Source organism: Pseudomonas sp. MYb13 (assembly GCF_002980075.1).
Lineage (GTDB): Bacteria > Pseudomonadota > Gammaproteobacteria > Pseudomonadales > Pseudomonadaceae > Aquipseudomonas > Aquipseudomonas lurida.
The window spans coordinates 22,764-46,091 of record NZ_PCQI01000019.1 but is presented as its reverse complement, the minus strand read 5'-3'; the positions used below and the strand labels follow the sequence as shown (position 1 = coordinate 46,091).

20 protein-coding genes, 1 tRNA gene and 1 pseudogene are annotated in these 23,328 nt (G+C 60.6%); 15 read left to right on the top strand and 7 right to left on the bottom strand.

The features are described from left to right. Window positions 1–30 precede the first annotated feature (30 nt). The 4 genes from CQ002_RS24720 to CQ002_RS24705 all read left to right on the top strand — a co-directional run bounded on the left by CQ002_RS24720 (window position 31) and on the right by CQ002_RS24705 (window position 4,138). Complete coding sequence (locus tag CQ002_RS24720; RefSeq protein WP_034104106.1) at window positions 31–1,014, top strand: tripartite tricarboxylate transporter substrate binding protein; 984 nt, start codon at window positions 31–33, stop codon at window positions 1,012–1,014. 128 nt (window positions 1,015–1,142) lie between these two features. Beyond that, a complete protein-coding gene (locus CQ002_RS24715) occupies window positions 1,143–1,601 on the top strand; it encodes a tripartite tricarboxylate transporter TctB family protein (protein ID WP_034104104.1) in 459 nt (152 codons plus the stop codon). Between the two features lies 1 nt (window position 1,602). Next, a complete protein-coding gene (locus tag CQ002_RS24710) occupies window positions 1,603–3,117 on the top strand; it encodes a tripartite tricarboxylate transporter permease (RefSeq protein ID WP_029299091.1) in 1,515 nt (504 codons plus the stop codon). Continuing rightward, window positions 3,110–4,138, top strand: a complete 1,029-nt coding sequence (locus tag CQ002_RS24705) for an AbrB family transcriptional regulator (RefSeq protein ID WP_069022279.1) — start codon at window positions 3,110–3,112, stop codon at window positions 4,136–4,138. The genes CQ002_RS24710 and CQ002_RS24705 overlap by 8 nt, the downstream gene beginning before the upstream one ends. A gap of 197 nt (window positions 4,139–4,335) precedes the next feature. Here CQ002_RS24705 and CQ002_RS24700 read toward each other — a convergent pair whose 3' ends face one another. From CQ002_RS24700 to ung, 4 genes are all read right to left on the bottom strand, one after another. Beyond that, window positions 4,336–6,399 (bottom strand): autotransporter outer membrane beta-barrel domain-containing protein, encoded by a 2,064-nt coding sequence (locus tag CQ002_RS24700; protein WP_325051128.1) that lies wholly within the window; start codon window positions 6,397–6,399, stop codon window positions 4,336–4,338. 425 nt (window positions 6,400–6,824) lie between these two features. Then, window positions 6,825–8,756 carry a hypothetical protein gene (locus CQ002_RS24695; protein WP_052211085.1) on the bottom strand — a complete coding sequence of 644 codons (1,932 nt, stop codon included), beginning with the start codon at window positions 8,754–8,756 and terminating at the stop codon, window positions 6,825–6,827. 351 nt (window positions 8,757–9,107) lie between these two features. Then, entirely contained in the window at window positions 9,108–11,120 is a 2,013-nt protein-coding gene (locus CQ002_RS24690) for a hypothetical protein (protein WP_105161790.1), read from the bottom strand. A 140-nt stretch (window positions 11,121–11,260) separates the two neighbouring features. Continuing rightward, on the bottom strand, window positions 11,261–11,953 hold the full coding sequence (ung, locus tag CQ002_RS24685; RefSeq protein WP_034104096.1) for a uracil-DNA glycosylase: 693 nt from the start codon (window positions 11,951–11,953) through the stop codon (window positions 11,261–11,263). A gap of 136 nt (window positions 11,954–12,089) precedes the next feature. On the opposite strand from ung, the gene CQ002_RS24680 reads away from it, so the two are divergent. Beyond that, on the top strand, window positions 12,090–13,202 hold the full coding sequence (locus CQ002_RS24680; RefSeq protein ID WP_105161789.1) for an enoyl-CoA hydratase/isomerase family protein: 1,113 nt from the start codon (window positions 12,090–12,092) through the stop codon (window positions 13,200–13,202). 51 nt (window positions 13,203–13,253) lie between these two features. Here the strand turns inward: CQ002_RS24680 and CQ002_RS24675 are convergent, their stop codons facing one another. Next, the gene (locus CQ002_RS24675) at window positions 13,254–13,619 is read right to left on the bottom strand and encodes a hypothetical protein (RefSeq protein WP_034104091.1); all 366 of its coding nucleotides are present in this window, start codon (window positions 13,617–13,619) and stop codon (window positions 13,254–13,256) included. A gap of 262 nt (window positions 13,620–13,881) precedes the next feature. Between CQ002_RS24675 and CQ002_RS24670 the strand changes: the two genes are divergently transcribed. The 8 genes and pseudogenes from CQ002_RS24670 to CQ002_RS28670 form a co-directional block, all read left to right on the top strand. Then, complete coding sequence (locus tag CQ002_RS24670; RefSeq protein WP_034104089.1) at window positions 13,882–15,504, top strand: methyl-accepting chemotaxis protein; 1,623 nt, start codon at window positions 13,882–13,884, stop codon at window positions 15,502–15,504. Between the two features lie 84 nt (window positions 15,505–15,588). Further along, window positions 15,589–15,801 carry a cysteine-rich CWC family protein gene (locus tag CQ002_RS24665; protein WP_034104086.1) on the top strand — a complete coding sequence of 71 codons (213 nt, stop codon included), beginning with the start codon at window positions 15,589–15,591 and terminating at the stop codon, window positions 15,799–15,801. Continuing rightward, window positions 15,801–16,493 (top strand): pseudouridine synthase, encoded by a 693-nt coding sequence (locus tag CQ002_RS24660; protein ID WP_105161788.1) that lies wholly within the window; start codon window positions 15,801–15,803, stop codon window positions 16,491–16,493. Before CQ002_RS24665 ends, CQ002_RS24660 begins: the two co-directional genes overlap by 1 nt. A 304-nt stretch (window positions 16,494–16,797) precedes the next feature. Continuing rightward, window positions 16,798–17,682 (top strand): alpha/beta fold hydrolase, encoded by an 885-nt coding sequence (locus CQ002_RS24655; protein ID WP_034104082.1) that lies wholly within the window; start codon window positions 16,798–16,800, stop codon window positions 17,680–17,682. Window positions 17,683–17,845: 163 nt separating this feature from the next. After that, a tRNA-Gly gene (locus tag CQ002_RS24650) sits at window positions 17,846–17,919 on the top strand. Window positions 17,920–18,107: 188 nt separating this feature from the next. Then, window positions 18,108–18,632, top strand: coding sequence for a DUF3833 domain-containing protein (locus CQ002_RS24645; RefSeq protein WP_034104080.1), 525 nt, complete (start codon window positions 18,108–18,110; stop codon window positions 18,630–18,632). A gap of 23 nt (window positions 18,633–18,655) precedes the next feature. Further along, window positions 18,656–18,961 (top strand): DUF6482 family protein, encoded by a 306-nt coding sequence (locus tag CQ002_RS24640; protein WP_034104078.1) that lies wholly within the window; start codon window positions 18,656–18,658, stop codon window positions 18,959–18,961. A gap of 140 nt (window positions 18,962–19,101) precedes the next feature. Next, window positions 19,102–19,329 (top strand): annotated as a pseudogene (locus tag CQ002_RS28670) (addiction module antidote protein); the annotation flags it as partial. Here CQ002_RS28670 and CQ002_RS24630 read toward each other — a convergent pair. Then, entirely contained in the window at window positions 19,322–20,509 is a 1,188-nt protein-coding gene (locus CQ002_RS24630; RefSeq protein WP_034104076.1) for an MFS transporter, read from the bottom strand. The pseudogene CQ002_RS28670 and the gene CQ002_RS24630 sit on opposite strands and share 8 nt — an antisense overlap. Beyond that, window positions 20,506–21,669, bottom strand: coding sequence for an MFS transporter (locus CQ002_RS24625; protein WP_105161787.1), 1,164 nt, complete (start codon window positions 21,667–21,669; stop codon window positions 20,506–20,508). Before CQ002_RS24625 ends, CQ002_RS24630 begins: the two co-directional genes overlap by 4 nt. A gap of 95 nt (window positions 21,670–21,764) precedes the next feature. Here CQ002_RS24625 and CQ002_RS24620 point away from each other — a divergent pair, with 95 nt between their 5' ends. Next, window positions 21,765–22,703, top strand: a complete 939-nt coding sequence (locus CQ002_RS24620; protein ID WP_052211084.1) for a LysR family transcriptional regulator — start codon at window positions 21,765–21,767, stop codon at window positions 22,701–22,703. Between the two features lie 47 nt (window positions 22,704–22,750). Next, window positions 22,751–23,251: a methylated-DNA--[protein]-cysteine S-methyltransferase gene (locus tag CQ002_RS24615; RefSeq protein ID WP_034104072.1), complete on the top strand. Its 501-nt coding sequence runs from the start codon at window positions 22,751–22,753 to the stop codon at window positions 23,249–23,251. Window positions 23,252–23,328 lie beyond the last annotated feature (77 nt).

Sequence of the window (23,328 nt, the reverse complement as noted above, 5' to 3'; positions counted from 1 at the left end):
CCACTCATAACAACAAAGACGGAGAAACCCATGACCCTTTCACTGCGTAAATTGGCCCTCGCCGCCGGCTGCATGCTGTTCGCCGGCCAACTGCTGGCCGCCGACGAACCCAAGCGCCCGGAATGCATCGCCCCGGCCTCGCCTGGCGGTGGTTTTGACCTGACCTGCAAACTGGCGCAAAGCGCGCTGGTCAACGAGAAACTGCTGAGCAAGCCGATGCGCGTGACCTACATGCCTGGCGGCGTAGGCGCGGTGGCCTACAACGCCGTGGTCGCCCAGCGCCCTGCCGACGCCGGCACGCTGGTGGCCTGGTCCAGCGGTTCGCTGTTGAACCTGGCCCAGGGCAAGTTCGGTCGCTTCGATGAAAGCGCCGTGCGTTGGTTGGCAGCCGTCGGCACCAGCTACGGGGCTATCGCCGTGAAAGCCGATTCGCCCTACAAGAGCCTCGACGATCTCGTCAAAGCCCTGAAGAAAGATCCGGGCAGCGTAGTGATCGGGTCCGGCGGCACCGTTGGCAGCCAGGACTGGATGCAAACCGCCCTGATCGCCAAGGCCGCTGGGATCAACCCACGCGAACTGCGTTACGTGGCCCTCGAAGGCGGCGGTGAAATTGCCACGGCCTTGCTCGGCGGCCACATCCAGGTGGGCAGTACCGACATCTCCGACTCCATGCCGCACATCTTGAGCGGCGATATGCGCCTGCTGGCGGTGTTCTCCGAGCAGCGCCTGGACGAGCCGGAAATGAAGAATATTCCGACCGCCAAAGAGCAAGGCTACGACATCGTCTGGCCAGTGGTGCGCGGCTTCTACCTCGGGCCGAAAGTCAGCGACGCCGACTATGCCTGGTGGAAAGATGCCTTCGACAAACTGCTGGCCTCCGACGAGTTCGCCAAGCTGCGTGACCAGCGCGAGCTGTTCCCGTTTGCCATGACCGGCCCGGAACTGGACACCTACGTGAAGAAACAGGTGGCTGACTACAAAGTGCTGGCCAAAGAGTTCGGCCTGATCCAGTAATCGCCCCTCTGTGGGAGCGGGCTTGCTTGCGAAAAACATCAACGATGACGCGTGCTGCCTGGATACACGCGACGTCCTCGTTCTTCATGAGCAATCTCGCGCCAACAGGCGTCTCCAAGGAGTTTCCTATGCTCTTACAACGCATTTTCGCCGCCGCGCTGTTGCTGGCCTGCGCCGGCCTGGCGCTGATGGCCTGGCCGTATCAGGCGTCATTTTCCTACGAGCCGGTGGGGCCTCGTGCCTACCCGCTGTTGATGCTCGGGCTGATGAGCCTGGCACTGATCTACATGCTGTTTCGCCCACAGCCCACCAAACACACCGTCGAGGAACCCGCGCTGGACCGCGAGACCCTGATCAAGATCAGCGTCTGCGTCGCGCTGTTGATCGTGTTCGCCGGCACCTTCGAACCCCTGGGTTTCATCCTCAGCAGCATGCTGATCGGCATCCCGATGGCGCGCCTGTATGGCGGCCGCTGGCTGCCCAGCGTGGTGATCGTGAGCCTGATGGCGATCGGTCTTTACCTGCTGTTCGATAAAGCCATGGATGTGCCGCTGCCCCTCGGCCTGCTCGACGTTCTGGAGAACTGATATGGATACTTTCGGCTACTTGGGCCAGGGCTTCGGCGTTGCACTGTCCCCTTACAACCTGGTGACCGCGCTGTGCGGCACCCTGATCGGCACCGTGGTCGGCCTGTTGCCAGGCCTGGGGCCAATCAACGGCGTAGCGCTGTTGATCCCCATCGCCTTCGCCCTGGGCCTGCCGCCGGAATCGGCGCTGATCCTGCTGGCAGCCGTGTACCTGGGCTGCGAATACGGCGGCCGTATCAGCTCGATCCTGCTGAACATCCCGGGCGAAGCCTCCACCGTGATGACCACCCTCGACGGCTACCCCATGGCCCGCAAAGGCCTGGCCGGTGTGGCCTTGTCGTTGTCGGCGTGGAGTTCGTTCATCGGCGCGTTTATCGCCACCTGCGGCATGGTGCTGTTTGCGCCGCTGCTGGCCAAATGGGCGATTGCCTTCGGCCCGGCGGAATATTTCGTCCTGATGGTGTTCGCGATTGTCTGCCTGGGCGGCATGGCCGGTGACAAACCCTTGAAGACGTTCGTGGCGGCGCTGATCGGTTTGTTCCTGTCGGCAGTAGGCATCGACGCCAACAGCGGCGTGTACCGTTTTACCGGCGATAACATCCACCTCACCGACGGCATCCAGTTTGTGGTGTTGGTATTGGGCCTGTTCTCCATCAGCGAGATCCTGTTGCTGCTGGAAAAAACCCACCGTGGCCAGGAAGCCGTGAAGGCCACCGGACGGATGATGTTCAACCTGAAGGAAGCGTCTGCCGTCTTCGTGGTTAACATCCGTTGCGGCCTGCTGGGCTTCATCATGGGCGTGTTGCCGGGTGCCGGTGCGACCTTGGCCTCCGCCGTTGCCTACATGACCGAAAAACGCCTGGCCGGTGCCAGCGGTAAATTCGGCCAGGGCGACATGCGCGGCCTGGCAGCGCCGGAAACCGCCATCGGCGCGTCCGCCTGCGGCGCGCTGGTGCCGATGCTGACCCTCGGCGTACCCGGTTCGGGTACCACGGCGGTGATGATCGGCGCGTTGTCGCTGTACAACATCACTCCAGGCCCGCTGCTGTTCCAGCAGCAACCGGACATCGTCTGGGGCCTGATCGCCTCGTTGTTCATCGCCAACATCATGCTGGTGATCCTCAACATTCCGATGATCCGCATCTTCACGCGCATCCTGGCTGTGCCGAACTGGGCGCTGGTGCCGGTGATCGCCATCATCACCGCGATTGGCGTCTACGCGGTTCACGCCACCACCTTCGACCTGTTCCTGATGGTCGGTATCGGCATCTTCGGTTACATCCTGCGCAAGCTCGACTTCCCGCTGTCGCCGGTGTTGCTGGGCTTTATCCTCGGTGGCCTGATGGAGCAGAACCTGCGCCGTGCGCTGTCGATCTCCAACGGTGACCTGCAAATCCTCTGGTCGAGCCCGATCACCTTTGGTGTGTGGGTGCTGACCGCGCTGATGCTGGCCTTCCCGCTGATCCGCATCTACCGCAAACGTGCCTTGCAGCGTCGTGCCGTGGCCGATGTCTGAGGTCACCTTCAGACATTGGTGGGGAACACCGCTGGTCGGCCTGGCCGGCGGTTACCTGGCCAGCCTGGTGGGCTGGCCTTTGCCGTACATGGTCGGCTCGTTGCTGGCGATCATCCTGGTGCGTTGCCTCACGCCCTGGCAGTTGGCGGAGATACCCGGCGGGCGCAAATGCGGCCAATGGGTGGTGGGCATCGGTATTGGCCTGCACTTCACCCCGGTGGTGATCGAGCAGGTGATGAGCCACTTCGGCCTGATCTTCTTCGGCGCACTGGTCACCAGCCTGTCGAGCGTGGTTGGCGTGTGGTTGATGCGCCGCAGCGGTGAAGACCGCGCCACCGCGTTTTTCTCCAGCATGCCAGGCGGTTCCGGTGAGATGGTCAACCTCGGCGCACGCAATGGTGCCGTGTTGAGCCGTGTCGCGGCGGGGCAGAGTTTGCGCGTGCTGGTGGTGGTGCTGTGTGTGCCGGCGATCTTCAAGTATTGGCTCGAAGGCGGTACACCGCAGTTTCATCCGGCGCCGGTGAACTGGGCCTGGCTGGCGGCGCTGTTCCCTATCGGTGCGCTGGTGGCCTGGGGCTGGCAGCGCTTGCGTCAGCCTAACCCTTGGCTGTTCGGGCCATTGCTGGTCAGCGCTACTGCCAGTGTTGCCTGGGACCTGCACATCGGGTTGCCCAACGGCGGCAGCCAGATTGGCCAGTGGTTGATCGGCAGCGGCCTGGGCTGCCATTTCAACCGCCAGTTCTTTCGACGCGCGCCTTCGTTCATGGGCCGCACCTTGATTGGCACAGTGCTGACCATGGCGCTGGCAACGCTGGCGGCCATGGGCCTGAGCGCACTGACCCACTTGGACCTGCGCTCGCTGACCCTGGGCATGATGCCCGGCGGCATCGCCGAGATGAGCCTCACGGCCGAGACCCTGCAGCTGTCGGTGCCACTGGTGACGGCGATGCAGGTGATGCGGTTGTTGTTTGTGTTGTTTTTGGCCGAACCGTTGTTCAGGTATTGGAACCGCCAGCCGTGAGCCCCTCCTTAAAGACGCCTACGCTGGGCCACTGCCGTTTGTCGGTAGATTCGTTTTCACCGGCCTCTTGATAAAGGCGCTTGAGGCTAAACGCCCAAGGCAGCTCGGTCTTGGCCAGCAGAACTTAGAGTTCACCCACTGAATGCAAAATGCCCCGTACTTGTTCAGTACAGGGCATTTTTTATTGAGCACTTGCCTTAAAAATCGTACCGCACCCCCACATTCACACCCCACGGCTGGTCTATGCGCTTGCCCATGCTGCGCTCCACATCCGCATGCACCTTCCAGTTCTTCGACACCGCCATCGCGACACCCGCCGCCATTTCAACCCGGGTACCCGACAGCTCGTTGTTGAAGCTGTTGCCGTTGACCGAGACCTTGTTGCTCCGGTTGAACTCATGGGCCACTGCCGTACGCAGGTAAGGCTGCAACACACTGCCACCGTCCAACTGGATATCAACCCCGGCCGTCACGCCCGCCTTGCCGACTACCGAAGCGGTACGCGCGCCCTTGGCTTGCAGGCCGTTGTCCAGCTCGTAGCTCTGCTTCTGGATGAACGCCGTGGCCAACTGGCCATAAGGTTCAACGAAGAAACCGTCCTCCAGCTTGATGTGGCGACCCACTTCAGCCGACGCGGTGACCGCATTTTGTGCGTAGCTGCCCTTGGCTTTCTTGCCGTCGCTCATGGCGACATCGGAATCGTTGTGCAAGCGGTTGAACTTGAGCACGCCATCGAAGTAAAGGCCACTTTCAGCGTCCATCCAGGTTGCGTAACCACCCAGGTAGTAGCTGTCGACGGTGGCTTTACTACCACGGCTCAGGTCCAGGTCCGAGGTGCTGTGGCCGGCCATGAAGCCTGCCAACCATTGGCCGTCGCCACCGGACAGTGGCGCGTCTGCACCCAACGTGAAGCCGCGCTGATTCTGTTTGTACTGCACGCCTATGTCGCCGTTGTTCACTTCAAATTTGTTGCCATAGGCACGCGTCCACAGGCCGCTCGATTGGCCATCGCTGTGGCGCAGTTCGCCCATGCGCGTACGCAGGCTGGTCATCTCACCGTACAACGCGCTCGGGGCCGCATTGGCCAGGGCCAGCACCGCGTTGGTGCTGGGGCTGATCACCCTGCTGTCCGCGTCCAGCAGCCAGTCCTGGCCTTCGTTTTCGTTGATCAGGCTGTAGGAGTAGGTGCCCACGTCCACGCGGTCGCCCACCAGGCTGAACGTGGCAACGCCGTCTTCGGTGTGAACCACATGCAGGCGGTCCTCGCCCAACGGATCGGCACCGGTGCTGGCGATCAGCAGCTTGTGGTCGCCGGACGACGTCCCGGTGACGTTGAGGAAGTCACCGGTCAACGTGGCGAAATCCGCGCTCATGATAAAGGTGCCGTTGCCCGACAGGTTCTCCACGTCCAGTTGGTAGAACACGCCCGGGTCGCCGAACCGGACGTTGCCGCCGCTCAGGGACAGGTCGCCCACTGTCTGGTTGTCGACCATCACCCAGGTGGCGTCGCTGTTGATCGCCAGCGCGTCGACGTTCTCCAGGCGACCGGTGAGGATCGAGCCGTTGCTCAGGCCAACGCTGGCGCTGCCGCCATTGTTGATGATGTCGCCGTTCATGATGGCGCGGTCAAGGCTAAGGTCCAGGGCGCTGCCGGTACCGACCAGGATGTTGCCGGTCAGCGCACTGTTGTTGACGCGCATGTTCGCGTTGCCACTATTGGCCAGCTCGACCATCGTGCCGTCGCTGCCAATCAACGTGGAGCCGTTGTTCACATCGATTTCAGCAGTGATGGGTGTATCGACCCTGATCGCGGCGCCTGCCAGCCCTTCTACGCGTGTGCCCTCCAGCCGCAGTTCGGGGGAGTCGGGCACGGTGCTGTGTTCGCGTGTCATGCGGATGCCGTTGTTAGCACCAATGATCTCGCTGTTGAACGCCTCAGCCCTACCGCCGCGCAAGATCAGGCCAGCCTCGCTGCCACCGATCAGTTTCGAGTCGTTGAGGTACAGCGTGCTGTGCGAAGTCACATTGGCGCCGTGTGTGGCACCCCGTACTTCACTGGCGTTCAGGTACGCTTCACTGCCCGTATCACTCGTCGGGTTGCGCACGACATCCAGGCCGCCCGCCACGGTGCTGGTGATCAGCGAGTTGTTGATCTGCGCCGTGCTATTAGTCAACACGACCGCAGTGCCGGTGGTGTTCGACATAACGCTCGCGCCGTCCATGTTCAACGTCGAGTTGGCCGCCATGACACCACGTGCCATTGCGCCTTCATGGAGATTCAGCGTGGCATCGTTTCGCAGCGTGAAAGAGTCGAAAAAATCGCCGGCGTAGACGTCTTTGGTCCGACCATCAATTTCCTCCAGCGCCATGGCTTGGGCGCTCATGAAATAGAGGGGGGCAACGGCGATCAGCTTTATGGCTGTCGATAAACGAGAATATTTAAAACGAGAAGAGTCAGTCGTATGCATTTCCAGTCAACCTCAGAATAGGTACCAGTTCGAAACCGGAGGCCATACCGACAAGGCTTCCGTTTTCCACGGCGCGAAGACTAAAGACTGGAGTTACCGCTTTATGTAGGACTTTCCTTAACTCATCCCTGTCAATCTGGATGGCACTGATACCGGTTGCCGGCACTCAATAAAAAACCCTGTGGCTGCCGAGGCAGACCACAGGGTCAATGGGTCGATCAAAGCGTGCCGGCTCGCGACGCACCGGGTACACAGGAGTTCTCAGGTGGCGCCGAGATACGGAAATCCCACTGGATTTGCACTTCGTCCGAGGTGCCTCGGTCTCCGGTGCTTGGCCGGTAAATGCTCCAAGTGACACCGACCCACCCGCGCCCCCCACTGGCAGAGTGAGCCCGGAACCACTCACCAAGGTCGAGCGTTACGGTGAAGCCATTCTGGACATCGTTGAACATGACCTCTCGCGCCGACGACTCGATGGGATCGCCTATCGGTGCGTCTGGATCGGTAAAGGCATAGCGGGCGGCATGGACAGTGACCATGTCCCCCGTTTCCAGTGTGGCGGTATCTTTGATAAAGACAGGGACCCCCTCCCAGGGTCTCGGGCTCAGCCCCGCTTCACAATTGAGCGTCCCGCGTGAGCTTGTGACTGTGAACTGCGCATCCGCCAGGCCATCCAGGCTGTAGGTGCTGACTGCCACGTTTTGACTCGGTGAATGCTTGTAATTGGTCGCATTGCGGATCCGGTAATAGCAGGGGATATCTCCATTGCCGTAGAACTCGATAATCGACCAAGCGATCTCCAGTTCAACCAGGAAATCCGCAGCTTCAGTGCCCGTTACCATATAAGTGGCACCCTGCGTCCCTCCCATGAAGCCGTAGAAAATGTCTATGAAATCGCCCGACACCAGGCTTTCCGGAATCGTGAAACTAGCGATGGCATTCTCGTTCCGATCCTCTTCTACCACCTGGTTTTCGAGCATTTCAACGCCACCACGCACAACCGGTCTGTCAAGACGCTCATCCACCGGACCCGGGCCCGGGTTGCCAATGCCGGGCTCGGTCAGGTCCACGTCCACGGTCGTGGTGGCGGGAGCCAATGCACGGCTTACCGTACACTCAATATTGGCTGTATACAGCTCACCGGGCAAAGCAATCTGATCGTAGAAAACAGGGAAATCGAAAGGAAAAATCGGCATGACTCCAACCGACCGTTCAGCGACCTGCGAGCCGTTCCAAAACAACCGAACAACATCCTCCGGCAGGTAATCTGTAATCGTCAAAAGGCTAACCGTCACGCCATTACGCGCTTCTTCCTTATCCACCGTGGGCGCTTCCAAGACGGACAGCGTACCGAGTATCGGCGGCTCGCTGACGCGGACGGTAACCGTCCGGGGAAAGGAGAACTTCGAAGAATTACCCGCACGGTCAGTCGCGATGTACCTGATAGCGTAATCGCCAGGCCCGGCGGCCATGATCGCCGCGGTGGTGAACGTGACGCTGGCAATACCAGTGTCCGGAAATTCACCGCTGACGCCCGTTTCATCTGCATCGCCGAAAAAAGCCTGCCAAGTGTCTCCCGGCCTAGAGTCGTCCATCCGTGGAATGGAGCACTCCAGCCCGAGCTTATCTGCCAGATACGCTGGCGTAATGTCCCCCGTCAAATCGGCAGGCAGGGTAATCGCAGGTGGCTGGTTGTTGTAGTTGGGATCGGTAGCGTCGACAAACACCGTCGTGATTTCTGAGAGCGAGGTGTTGCCGCTGGGATGCTCAATCCTGTACGTGATCTCCTTGCTCCCGTGAGATTGTAACGGCGCCACGGACGTAAGCGAGATCTCGACCGGATCAGGAGGCTCAGGATCATCCCCGTTATAGACGTAGAAGCCGATCAACGTGGCACCGGCGTAAATGAAAACGGTATCCTCCTCACCCTCATCCGCGAGAGGAAACCACCGCGCTATCGATAACTGCAACCCCGATAGCTGAACGGCTCTGGAAATCACATTGCGTTGATCGTCTCCTTCGACATCAGGGAGAGCATTCATCATCACCGGCGCGGGAGCCAACGGGTCGTCGGTGACTCTACGGGAATGCAGACGCCGAACCTGGTTGGCTAGCGATTTGGCACTCTTTGAAGGCTGTTTGCTTGACATGATCCTAAGCTCCTTGCATCGATGGACGGATCAGGACCGGACAACGGCATTTCACCCACAGACCTGCGACCCTGTTAATGGAGATAGCGTTTTTCATCCCGGGTATCACTGCCACGTGACAACGGTCAGCTCATTAAACCGCGGCCTCATTCACGGCGTAACTGTCAATACTCACAACTTGTCAAAGGCCGAAAAGTATGCCTTTCGGCACTCTATGGCTAAAGACCGGTGAATCGCCCTTTTTCACTGCCCGCGCGCATTTACCAGGCGTTGAAAGCGCGAATGGTTCTATTGGAAAGTGCGTGCCAACAAGGGGGAAGGGCGTTGCGCCCTTCCGCTTTGAACGTTGACTCAGGAAGGTTCGGTGCAGGGCGGTGCACCATTGGGGCGAATCAACGTGACCAACACCAGGCTCCGATTCGACTCGCCGACGGGCACCCCACTTCGAATCACCTCGTAACGCGTAGTGGCCGAGCCGTGGGAAGGCTTATGGGCGTAGTCGTCTGGTTTGACCAACCCAGGCAACAGCACATAGGGCTCGAATGGCACGGTGAACGGGTAACCGTTTTGCACCCAGTCCAGGGTCAAGGACGGTGACACCCACACGCCTTCAGACTCGCTGATTACATGACTGAGGTTGCCATTGGGGCTGGCATAGCCCACCCAGGTCAATCGCAACACATCGCCGACTTGCAGGCGCGTATCGTCCCCCGGGACTAATACCTGAACACCGAAGGAAGGATGAGGATCGAGCCTGCAACCGATAAACCCGGAGTCGGGCCCTGGGGCATAGTTAACGTCCGGGTATCGGCTGGCCTTCAGCCCCACAATCGGCGAAACCGCTACGGTCACCACTTTGTTGTTTGAACGCTGGCGGTTCACGCCATTGAACGTGCGGTAGAAGAGGTTGACCGGCCCATTGCCAATCGGCTCGATGAGCGCCCAGGGAATCTGGAACCGGATCAAATCCCCCGGATTCTCACCGATAGCGACAGCGTGGGTACCCACCGGCGTGGGGTTGTCATTCCAGATCAGCTCCAGCAAATCCCCCACAGTGAAGTCAATGCCCAACGCCAACACCACATTCGCGGGCTGATCTCGGTCGAGAAGGGTCAGCACATCATCGCCCGTCACACCCTTGACGGTTGGAAGCAGAAGTCGGGGGTTGATGTAATTGGGGTTATCCGGGTTGAGTTCGCCTGCCGCGGTGAGGTCCACGGGGACGAACCTGTCAACGGATGACCGCGCAATACCGGTTTCTCGTTGCCAGGTGTAGCTGGCCCGGATGCTCCCGTCCACCAGCTCGAAACCGCCTCGGGCCAGGACCGGCCAAGGGATCTCGACACGAACTGGCCAGGCCTGAATGGGCCCCACGATGATCCGTGGAAGGACAATCAAGTCCCACGAAGGCGTCACCACGTCACCCTCCAGTGCGCCAGTGATTTCGAGGATATTCATGTAGACGCCGCCGATTTCGCGGGCATCCTCCAGGTCAATCCGCCCGTTCGCGCCCACACCGAACGCTTGTGGCACCTCAGGCGCACGAAACTCAATCGGCGAGGGTGTGAGGGCATTCAGTATTACGAACGTACGCGACGCTGGCCCCTGCCAACCGGCGCGATCAGTCAAGAAGTACTGGGCGGAATACTCTCGATTGCTGAGCAGAGAGCGAAACGTTTCGCCTTCAAATACCAGTTCGATGGGATCACCGTCTTTGTGAGCCTGGGTGATTTGCACCGATGCCACGATATCGTCGCTGCGCAAGTGTGGGCGTCGGAGCGCCGGCAACAGCGTCAACTTACCGTCAACGCGATCCTCCAGGCGCATATCCGGCCATGGCGGCACAATTGCCACGACTTGGTCATTGTTGGCGGGGTCGGCCAAGTAATCATCCGTCACGCCGTTACTTTCAATATAAGCGTCAAATATCAACTTGTTGGTTTGCTGCCCTTGATTGGGCGCAACCTTGTCCACGTCGATCTGGATCGGAAAGGACGGCTCCGTAGGGTTACCCTCCACCAGCTCAACGATGTATTGCAAAGAGTGCAGGCCGGGCACCGCCAGAAGGATGTCCGGTATGACGCCTGCCACATCCGATAGATCGCTTTCTCCATAGGGGGCAACCAACTCCTTCACGTCATCGACCTGCTCGCCATCCCACAGCCAGGTCACACGTGTCACCTCACCGGGATCGAGCAGTTCCCCACCTGACCACAGCGTAGGGACTTGCACGGCCAACGGGGCGAGTTGGTCCAACCGGTGTATCTTGTAGGCCACTTCATCGGCCAGCAATGGCAGCGCCACTGGGACCCATGGCTGGTCCAGCATGCGAGGAATAGGGGTCGAGGGTTTGTATTTGGGCATGTCCACTCTCCTTGGGCAATCGATCAATGACCGGCCATTGACCACCGATGGGAGTGCACCCAACCGACAAGGCCAGGTGAATCATTTAATGCGCAAGTAGACCCTCTGGATACTGTCGGATATAACAGGTATCCCGCTGATTAGACGGGCGGCAACCGCCACTCGATCGGCGTTTCGCCATTCTGCTCGAGAAACTTGTTGGTGCGGCTGAAGTGCCCGCAGCCCAGGAACCCGCGATACGCCGACAGCGGCGACGGGTGCACCGACGTCAGCACCAAATGCTTGGTCGCATCGATCAATTTCTGCTTGCCTTGGGCATGCGCGCCCCACAGCAAAAACACCAGGTGCGGCTGATGCTCGCTGACCACCTCGATAATCCGGTCGGTAAAGAACTGCCAGCCCTTGCCCGCATGGGCGTTGGCGTTGGCACGCTCGACGGTCATGGTGGTGTTGAGCATCAGCACGCCCTGATCGGCCCAGCTTTGCAGGTAGCCGTGGTTGGGGATGTCGATGTTCAGGTCGCGCTTGAGCTCTTTGTAGATATTGACCAGCGACGGAGGCGCCGGCACGCCGGGTTGCACCGAGAAGCACAGGCCGTGAGCCTGGCCGGGGCCGTGGTAAGGGTCCTGGCCGAGGATCACCACTTTGACCTTGTCCAGCGGCGTGGAATTGAGCGCGTTGAAAATCAGTGGGCCGGGCGGGTAGATCTCTTTGCCGGCGGCATGTTCCTGGCGCAGGAACTCACGCAACTGCGCCATGTACGGCAGCTCGAACTGATCCCGCAGTGCGTGTTTCCAGCTGGGTTCGAGTTTGATACGGTCGTCTTCGGTCATGGTTCAATTGTCTTGTCAAAAAGAGTGAGGCGAACCCTAGGAAAGCCGACCCCGCTTGTCAATTGATCTGACACACCACCGCCGCTTTCCTGTGAAGCGATCATACTCATCCTTCACCTTCTCGATTGGGGTCACGATGAACTTGCACTTCGAAGAGTTGACCGGCAGCGACGGTGCCCGCATCGGCATCGCCAGCCTCGACGCCGAAAAATCCCTCAATGCCCTCTCCTTGCCGATGATCCTCGCCCTGGGCGAACGCCTGGACACCTGGGCCAAGGATCCGAACATCGTCTGTGTGCTGCTGCGCGGCAACGGCGCCAAGGCCTTTTGCGCCGGGGGCGAAGTGCGCAGCCTGGCGCAAGCGTGCCGGGAAACCCCCGGCGTGGCACCGCCCTTGGCTGCGCAGTTCTTTGCGGCGGAATACCGCCTTGATTATCGCCTGCACACCTACCCAAAACCGCTGATTTGCTGGGGCCACGGCTACGTGCTGGGGGGTGGCATGGGTTTGCTGCAAAGTGCCGCGGTACGCATCGTCACACCCAGCAGCCGGTTGGCCATGCCCGAGATCAGCATCGGCCTGTATCCGGACGTCGGCGCCAGCGGGTTCCTGTCGCGTCTACCCGGCAAGCTCGGGTTGTTCCTGGGCCTGACCGGTGCCCATATCAACGGCCGTGACGCCCTGGACCTGGGCCTTGCAGACCGCTTCCTGCGCGACGATCAGCAGGACGCACTGCTCGATGGCCTGCTGCAGCTGAACTGGCAGGAACAGACCTCGATGCAACTCAATAGCCTGCTCAAGGCGCTGGCCCAGGAAGCCGTCGACCAGCAACCGGCGGCACAATGGCTGCCACGCCGGGCACAGATCGACGAATGGCTGGACGTGGGCGATGTGCGCTGTGCCTGGCGCGCGTTGAGCCAATTGCGTGAGCACGCCGACCCGCTGTTCAGCCGGGCCGGCAAGACACTCAGCGAAGGCTGCCCGTTGACCGCGCACCTGGTGTGGGAACAGCTCCAGCGTAGCCGCCATCTGTCCCTGGCCCAGGTGTTCCAGATGGAATACACCATGAGCCTCAATTGCTGCCGTCATCCGGAATTCAGCGAAGGCGTGCGCGCGCGGTTGATCGACAAGGACCAGACGCCGCATTGGCATTGGCCGGATATCAATTCGATTCCGGATGCGGTGGTGCAGGCGCATTTCAATAAAGCGTGGGAGGGTCGCCATCCCCTGGCCGACCTGTCCGATTACTGAAGGTTGCCCATAAAAAAGCGGCGCTTCATGCGCCGCTTGCCTGCAGGCCTGTCAGCGATGACCGCCGCGGCCACCTCCATGGTCGGCACCGCGACCGTGACCACCATTGCCCCAACGGTTGCCGCCCCCCCAACCCTGGTTAGGGTAAGGCCGGTAACCCGCGCGCGGACCGTAGTAACGCGGCGCCGGCTGATAGTAACGCGGTGCCGAGTAGTAACGCGGTTGTGGTGCGTAATAGCGCGGTGCAGGGTAGTAGTCACGGCGGTACTGATACGCCGTGCCACCGCCGTAGTAATACACCGGCGCCGGTGAGGTGTAGACCTCGGACCGATAGTAGCTCTGGCCTCCATCGTAGTAAGGCACACACGCGGAAAGGGTCAGACCGAGTAAAGCGCTGAGCAGCAGTCGTCGATACATGGCGGCCTCCTGGACCGCGGAAGAGCGCCTCCAGCGACGCGGGAGGGCGGCATTCAGCTTTCACTGAATGACGAGACATCTGACATCAAAAACGGAATCTGGTGCATTTTCGCAACAGCTTGATACATCTGCGCCAGCTTTATCGATTCAGTAAATTCACCAGGCTCGCAACTTTGTCGATTACGATGATGTCACTATGGCATCGCATAGTGCCAGGGAGGCCCTAGCGTGCACTCTTCGCTACCCTGCCCGGACTTGACTGATGAAAATTTCAACCAAACTGCTGCTCTCGTTTCTGTTGTGTGCGCTGGTCACCCTCGGGGTCGGCCTGCTGGGGATCAAAGGGGTGGTTCGCCTCTCTACGGCGCTGGAACTAACGTTCTCCAACAACTTGGTGTCCGTCAGCAATACGGCCGCCACCCTCAACGGCCTGGTGGCCCATAACCGCGGCCTGTACCGCTTGATGGATGCCAGCAAGGGCGACGTCTCCCCTCAGGATCGCGACCGCGTGCGCCAGGACATCACCCAGGAACTCAAGCGCAGCCAGGCGTCCTACGCGACCTATCGCGCAACCCCACTGGAAGATGACGAACGGGCGGCGGGCGACAAACTCGACCAGATCTGGCCCACCTATATCAGCAGTTCCGAACGCATCATGGCGCTGCTCGACAGTGGCCAGGGCGATCAGGCCCGCACCCTGCTCAACACCACCAACAATGAACTCTTCCGCCAGGCGCGCGAGCTGATCCGCGTGATGATCGAGTCCAATAACCGCCAGATCAAGGAAGGCACGATCGCCGCCGAGGAGCTGCGTAACAGCGCCTTGACGTGGATGATCAGCGGCATTGTGCTGGCCTTCCTCATTGCGATCATCATTGGCGTGTTGATCACCCGCTTGATCACCCGCCCCATTGCTCAGGCAGTCGAAAGCGCACAGCGCATTGCCAAGGGTGACCTGACCCAGGCCATCATCACCGAACGCACCGACGAAGCCGGGCAATTGCTGATGGCGCTGTCGGATATGCAGGGCGGCCTGAAAAGCACCCTGCTGGAAATCGCCAACGCCTCCGACCAACTCGCGTCGGCGGCCGAAGAACTGAGCGCGGTCACCGATGAAAGCAGCCGTGGCCTGACGCGCCAGAATGATGAGATCCAACAAGCGGCCACCGCCGTCAACCAGATGACCGCCGCCGTGGACGAGGTGGCCAGCAACGCGGTCTCGACCTCTGAAGCCTCGCGCCAGGCCACCACTGAGGCCGAAGATGGCCGCCAACAGGTGGAACAGGCCGTGTCCGGCATGAGTTCGATGGTGGTCGAGATCAACGACTCCACACAATCGGTTGCAGACCTCGCCGGCCAAGTGCGCGAGATCGGCAAGGTTATCGATGTGATCCGTGGCATCGCCGACCAGACCAACCTGCTGGCCCTCAACGCGGCCATTGAAGCCGCCCGTGCGGGCGAGCAAGGGCGTGGTTTTGCGGTGGTCGCCGATGAAGTGCGGGCGCTGGCCCACCGTACGCAGATATCCACGGTGGATATCGAGAAGATGATCGGTGAGGTGCAGACCGGCGCCGACGATGCGGTCGCAGCCATGAACAAGAGCCTGAGCTGGGCCAACAATACCCAGGCGCTGGCACAGAATGCCGGCGAGGCGTTGCAACGGATCACCGCCAGCGTGGCGAAGATCAATGAACGCAACCTGGTGATCGCCTCCGCCTCGGAAGAACAGGCCCAGGTGGCCCGCGAAGTCGACCGCAATCTGTTGAACATCCAGGACCTGTCCACTCAAACGGCCGCCGGCGCCCATCAGACCAACGCGTCCAGTCAGGACCTGTCGCGCCTGGCCACGTCATTTAACGTACTGGTCAGCAAGTTCCAGCTCTAAGTAGCCTGGGCAGGGTCGGCCCTGTATCGTACACGGCACACCGGGACTCTCCGGGAACTTGTCCGATCCAGCCCGAACCTGCCCATGACCACGCCAACACTCTGCCCCGCCTGCGGGGCCCGCAACGACTGCGCCCTGGCTGACCCACGTACGGCCGACCAGGCCTGCTGGTGTTACAGCGTCACCCTCGACCCGGCAGTGCTGCAGGCCCTGCCCGACGCGTTGCGTAACAAGGCCTGCCTGTGCCCCCGTTGTGCCCACGTCGATGCACAGTTGCGCGGGGTTGAGCCGACGTAATGCGGGTTGATCGTTTCCTCAGCAACCTGCCGCGTTTTAATCGCAAGCAAGTGCGCCTGTTGCTGGTTGAGCGGCGTGTGTCGGTCGATGGCGTGGCGGTCAGCGATCCCCATCACGAGGTGCGGGCTTTCAGCCGCGTGTGCGTTGACGATGAGGTGCTGCAGGCGGGCAAACCGGCGCGCTACTTCATGCTGCACAAGCCCAAGGGTTGTGTGAGCGCCACAGCGGACCCACAGCACCCGACCGTGCTGGATTTTCTCGATGAGCCGGACAAAGATGAATTGCACATTGCCGGTCGCCTGGACTTCAACACCACCGGCCTGATACTGATCACCAACGACGGCCAATGGTCGCGGCGCCTGACGCAGCCGCAGACCAAATTGCCCAAGGTCTACCGCGTGGAGACCGAACAGGACATCGGCGCGGATTACGCCGCGACGTTCGCGCAGGGCCTGTATTTCGCCTTCGAAGACCTCACCACCCAACCCGCCGAGCTGGTGTTGCTGGGGGCGAGAACCGCACGGTTGAGCATTATCGAAGGGCGCTATCACCAGGTGAAGCGCATGTTCGGGCACTTTGATAACAAGGTGATTGGCCTGCACCGCGAACGCATGGGTTCCTTGGTGCTGGATGCGGCCCTCGCGCCGGGCCAGTATCGGGCATTGACGGACGACGAAATCGGCCAGGTCTGACGACCGTTCGGCCGGTGATGGCAAAAAACCGCTTCATCGCCTTGCGGGGTGCCCGCTCTGCTGCTTGAATCAGGATCACCAGTTTAAATATGACTGGCGAGTCGCCTATAACCTCCAAGAAACACCTTGCCCCGCCCGCGCTTGATCCTCGGGCCTCCCCGGCAAACAGCCCGCCATAACAACACCCGTCGGCCAGCCGTCATCGGATCGACATGGGCCTCCATTTCCAGGCGTATGCCTACCTGTCACAAAGCTCGTGCAGAGTGATCTGCGCGCCCTACCCGCTTGCCAGGAGTCTTACGACATGAGGCCAGAAATCGCTGTGTTGGATATACAGGGTCAATATCGGGTTTACACGGAGTTCTATCGCGCGGACGCTGCTGCAAAGACCATCATCCTGGTCAACGGCTCCATGGCCACCACGGCGTCTTTCGCCCAAACCGTGAAAAGCCTGTACCCGCAGTTCAATGTGGTTTTGTACGACCAGCCCTACGCGGGCCGTTCCAAAATCCATAACCGCCATGAGCAGATGCTGACGAAGGAAGTCGAAGGCCAGCTCCTGCTGGAGCTCATCGACCACTTCGCCGCCGAACATGTACTGTCCTTTTCCTGGGGCGGCGCCGCGGCTCTGGTCGCCCTCGCCCACCGCCCTCGTCGTGTGGAAAAAGCGGTGATCAGCTCCTTCTCCCCGGTGATCAACGCACCGATGCGCGACTACCTGGAACGCGGCGTCGACTACCTCGGCAACCTCGATCGCGACCGCGTCGGCCATCTGGTCAACAGCACCCTCGGCAAACACCTGCCGTCGCTGTTCAAGCGGTTCAACTACAAGCACGTGAGCAGCCTGGCCGAGCATGAGTATGGGCAGATGCACTTTCACATCAGCCATGTGCTGAACAGTGATCGCTTGTGCTACCTGAAGGCGGCGAGGCAGATCGACATTCCGGTGTTGTTCCTGAACGGCGAATGGGACGAGTACACCAGCGCCCAGGATGCCAAGCTGTTTGGCCAGCATGTGGCCAACAGCAGCTTCAGCACGATCCAGGCCACCGGGCATTTCCTGGACATGGAGCACAAGGCAGCATGCCGGGACAGTCGGGAGGCAGTGGTGGGTTTCTTGAAACCGGAGCGGCACGTCAGCCGATTGCGTTATCACCATGGCCAGACGCAGCATGCCTTTGCAATCTAAAGTGCACGCTCGTGTAGGAGCGGTCTTGCCTGCGACAGCCTCACTGACATGTGAGGGACACACCGAGGTGTCGAAATCGCAGGCAAGCCCGCTCCCACACTCACTTTTTTGAAGAAAAACTTCAAATCCCGGCGAACATCTGGTACAAAGTCAGCCGCTCTGAGCGGGTATAGTTTAATGGTAGAACAGTAGCTTCCCAAGCTTCCGACGAGGGTTCGATTCCCTCTACCCGCTCCACTCAAATTCACGTTTCGCGTCAGGTTGGTTTTTGACGAGGGATGCATAAAAGACCGGTCCTTTGAGGCCGGTTTTTTTATGGCTGCGATTTGCGGTAGCAGCCATTCTTTTCGCACATACCTGTACAAATCAATATTTTTGTACAACTATCATTGCAACGCGCTGAGGCACGATCAAGGAGCCGAGCAATGACACGTCTACTGGTTTCAGTGTTGCTGATGTTGAGCTTGAGCAGTTGCGCCAACGTAGGCGTCGAGCACTACGCTGACCAGCAACCACAACTGGACCTGGAGCGATTCTTCAGCAAGCCCGTCAAGGCCTGGGGGATTTTCCAGAAGCGTTCGGGCGAAGTGGCCAAGCGCTTTGAAGTGAACATCGCCAGCCGACGCGAGGGTAATGCGTTGATTCTCGACGAACGCTTCCTGTACAGCGATGGCACACGCCAACAACGGGTGTGGACGCTGACACCCGATGGCCCTGGACGTTGGCGCGGTCGGGCGGGTGATGTGGTCGGCGAGGCCATCGGCGAGGTGGCGGGTAACGCATTGCGTTGGCGCTACCGACTCAACCTGCCGGTAGACGGTTCGGTCTACGAAGTGAGCTTTGACGACTGGATGTACCTGATGGACGAAGACACCTTGATCAACCGCTCCAGCATGACCAAGTTCGGCGTCGAATGGGGTCAGGTCACGTTGTTCTTTCGTCGCCAGTGAATGACCTGCAACGGAGGTGAATCATGAATCTGCACATGCTGACTGAATTGGCGGTAAAAGGAGAAATTCGCGAGCTGCAGCTGCTGTCGCTGGAGGGTGGATTCTATATCGCGCGTGTCAGGCTGGATCATGTCGAAATGACGTTGCTGGGCGATGACAACCAGCCGCTGCGCATCCGCTCCACCACGCACTTACGCGACTTGTTGCAACGGGTTCCGCCGTTTCCGTGTGTGCTTGTGCAGCAGTGCGTGCACGATGAAATGTGCGGAGCCCGGGAAGGCCCCATTGGCGCAATGCGGATTCCGTTTACGCTGGATTCGTCATTTTAAGGCTCAGCCTGTTCGGATCCCCTCCCCACTCCGCGCAACCACCGGCAAACGCACCTTAAAGAGGTAAATCCAAGGCGCACAACCCAGACGACTCTGATGGTTGTGTAGGCAATGCCGCACCGTCGAGACAGTTGATATGGCTGTCCGACGGTGACAATGAAGCGTTTCATCGCGCCATTGGCTATGTGGCTAAAGCCCGAGGAATGACAAAGGTTACCGTTGATGCGGGCATGGGTCGTGAGAGCCTCTAGAAGGCCTTTGCTCCCGGGGCAAGACCTCGCGTTGAAACCGTACTGGAAGTACTCCACTCCCTGGGTATTGATCTATTCGCCCGAGCTGGACACTTTGCCCATCACTCAATCATTTGAGCGTCCCCCGCTGCACCCCCCACGCCAACGGCAACGTCACCAACAACACCCCCGCCAATACCATCACCGCCACCGGCACGCCCAGCGCATCCCCTACCCCGCCAAACACCATTGGGGCCAGCGCCCCGCCACCAATCGTGCCGGTATAGAACATCGCAAAGGCCTGCTCCCGCTTCCCCGCGCCCGCCAGGTCGGGCACGGCGCCGTACAACACCGAAGACGTGCCATTGAGCACCAGGCCTAGCAACGGCAGCATCACCATCAACGCGGTGAGCGGCATATACACGGCGGCGACGATCAGCAAGGCCGTGCTGCTTTCCGTCAACCACACCGTCCTCATCATGCCGATTCGCGCGCCCAGGTAGCCGCACACTAATTTGCCGAAAGCGCCACCGATAAACAGCAGCGTCAGGGCCAGGCCAATACCGGCGGTGCCAGCCCCCTTGGCTTGCAGCAGAAACGGCAGGAAGGTCAGAAACCCCATGCGCACAGCGCTGTCGAGGGTGCCGGTGAGGATCAGTGCACGAAGGCCGGTGACGGAGCCGGTGCCTGTAGCCGACTTGGTTTTTTTGGGCATCGCAACGGCGTGCGACTGGCTGGGAATCAACCACCACAACAGCCCCGCGGCTGCCAAACCCAGCAACCCCAGAAGCGTGGCACTGGCGCGCCAACTGATGACCGTGAGCAACAGGCCGACCAGCCCAGGGACCAGGGTCTTGCCAATGTCGCCGGAGAAGTTGTACTGGGACAAGGCCTGCTTGATGCCACCACCGTCTTCGTAGGCATCACTGATCATCGAGGACGCCAGTGGGTGTTGGGCACTGGCGCCCAACCCACCCAGCAGCAGCGCCAGCAATACCATCACCAGCCCAGTGGCTTGGCCCACCACAAGATAAGCCGCACCGGCGAGCGCGGTTCCGCCTACCAGCATCGGTACACGGCCCCAGTGTTTTGCGGCGCGACTGGCCATGAGCTGGAACACCGCCATCATCCCCGAATAGGCCCCGCGCAACAGTCCAACCTGGGCGTAGGACAGGGCGAATTGCGTCTGCCAGATCGGCAGCAGCACGTAGATAACGTCGGTCAGGCCATCATGCACGGCATGGGCGCTACAGCCGGCGATCAGCGTACGGCGGCGGGTTGATGATGCGGGTGCGGGCACGGCGACGGTGTCGTTCATGGTGTCGGGATCAATTCAGGTTTAAGGGGCTTCCAGCCAGTCAGCGCGATCAGCAAGGTCAGTACCTGGAAGGCGATAATCAGCGCCACGCACCCGGCCCAGCCCCAGCGCTCCCAGATCAACGCCGGGGCAATCGCACCGCAACTGCCGCCCAGGTAATAACAGGTGAGGTACACGCCCACGGCGCCGGCTTTGTCATCGCCGGCGCTGGCGGTGGTGAAGGCGTTGGCCGCCGCCTGGGCGAGGAACACGCCGGTGGAACTGAGGGCCAGGCCCACCACGATGCACCACAACGCGGGCACCAGCGTCAGTGCTGAGCCGCTGATACCCAGCACCGCAGCAACGCTCAACAGTTCGGCGTGCGGCCGCGACTTACTGAGGCGACCGGCAATGGGAATCACGATCAGCGCCAACAGGAACACCATATAAAGCGTACCCAACGCCGCTGGCCCCAGGCTGAACGGCGGTAATCCGAGGTACAAACCTGCGTAGGTAAACGCCGCGACCTGGGAGAACAGCACGCAAAAACCCACAGCGTAGGCAGCCAGCAAGGGCTTGCGAAAAACAGCCGGGGACAAAGACCGAATCTTCGCCGGACGCACGCGACTGACAGGCAACAGGAACTGGATAAACCCGGCCACCATCAGGCTCATCACCGCCAGCCATTCAAAGGCTTCGCGCCAGCCAACGTATTCGGTCATCACCCCCGTGACAAAGCGCCCGGCAAACCCACCCAGTACCGTGCCCGCCACGTACAGGCTGGTGACCTCCGTCACCGTGCCGCCGCGCCAGCGGTCGCCGATATACGCCACGCTGGTGGCAAACACCACCGGGATCACCATTCCTTCAACGAACCGCCACACCAGCACTTCGGCAAAGCTCTCGGCATAGGCGGTCATCAGCGCCGGCACCGCCAGCAACAAGGCTGCCACGCTGATCACCGTGCGCTGCTCGAAGCGTCCGGTCAGCCGGCTGACAAACGGCGCAGTGATCGCCACGGCCAGCGTCGTCACAGTGATACTCCACCCCGCCGCCTTGGGGCTGATGTGAAACTGCGCGGCAAAGACCTGGAGAATGCTTTGGGTGGCATACAGGTTGAGGAACGCCGCGCAGCCGCACAGGAACAGGGCAAGACGGGCACAATGCAGGCGCGGTTTCATAAAACCTCTCGTTTTATTTTGTGAGGTCTTTATAGAATGGCCGCAGGGTCTTAAACCAATACCGATTTCGGACCGATCAATACCCAAGGACCAGGATGCTCGACCTACGCAAGCTGCGTTACTTTCTGACCGTCGCCGAAGAACTGCACTTCGGCCGCGCGGCCATTCGCCTGCACCTGGCGCAGCCGCCACTGACGCGACAGATCTCGGCGCTGGAGACCGAGCTGGGCTTCAAGCTATTTGATCGCACCAGCCGCGCGGTCACCCTCACCGCTCAAGGTCGGTCCTTCCTGCCTTATGCACGCGGCGTGCTGGATCAGGTGGAATTGGCGCAGGTCATCGCCGGCAAGCTGGCGGCGGGCACGGCGGGACAGCTGGCGTTGGGGTATGTCAGCTCGATCGCTCTGTCGGACTTGTTCAGCCAGGCGATCCAGGCGTTTGCCCAACGGTTTCCTGATGTGCAGTTGACCCTCGTGGAGTGCGCCTCGGGCAGCCTGGGTGCGCAAGTCGCGGACGGGCGGCTGGATATCGGGCTGAGTCGCTTGTTACCGCAGGGTGAAGAGGTGCACGCGCGGTCCCTCGGAGAAGAGCGCTTGGTGGCCGCCGTGGCCAGCGACAGCCCGCTGGCCAGTCAGCCTAGCGTCAACCTGGCGCAGCTCAGTGCCTACCCGTTGATTCTGTTTCCAGCCGATTATGGCTCAGGGCTCAACCAATCCATCGAACAGCTTTACCGACATCACGGCCAGCCCCTTCGACCCGGGCCGACCGGGCGGCAGATCACCTCGATCATTGCACTGGTGGCCGCCGGGCAAGGCGTGGCGCTGGTGCCGGCGTGTACGCAAAGCCTGATGAATAAAGGCGTGACGTACCGGCCGTTGGAGGAAGCGGATGCCTGTGCGCAACTGTTGGTGCTGACCCAGACTGAAACAAAAAGTGTGCTGGTTGATGCGTTTCTCGCCGTGATTGCACAGACGCCCGGTCCACAGGGCTCATCAACCATGAATTCGACCGCAAGAAACGTAGTTTGCCCCTAAGCTCGCCGCTCTAGACTTCAGCCACACCCCGCCTCAGGAGCCCGCCCATGCCTTACGAATACAAGCTCATGCCCTCCCCCGTCGGCCAGCTCACGCTGGTGGCGCGTCACGGCAAACTTGGCGCCGTCCTGTGGGAAACCGAGCGCGCCAATCGCGTCCGACTGGGTGAGTTGCACGAGGCCAACGACAGCCCGGTACTGCTGGAAACCGAACGCCAGTTGAAGGAGTACTTCGCCGGTACCCGCGACCAATTCGAGCTGGAACTGGACTTCTCCGGCACCGACTTTCAAAAGCAGGTCTGGCAGGCGCTGCTGACCATTCCCTTCGGCGAAACCCGCAGCTACAGCCAGATCGCGCAACAGATCGGCAACCCGAAAGCCGTCCGCGCAGTGGGTGCCGCCAACGGGCGCAACCCGATATCAATCATTGCGCCGTGCCATCGGGTCATTGGTGCGTCGGGCGGGTTGACCGGGTTTGCCGGAGGGCTGGAAGCCAAGCAATATCTACTCGCACTGGAAGGCGCGGGCCAGGCGGTACTGGCCTTTTGAGGTCGCCGACGACAAAAACGTACACCTTCGTTTATCCGCGCAAATGTAAAAAGAAATTTCAAAGAACCCCTGCGGTC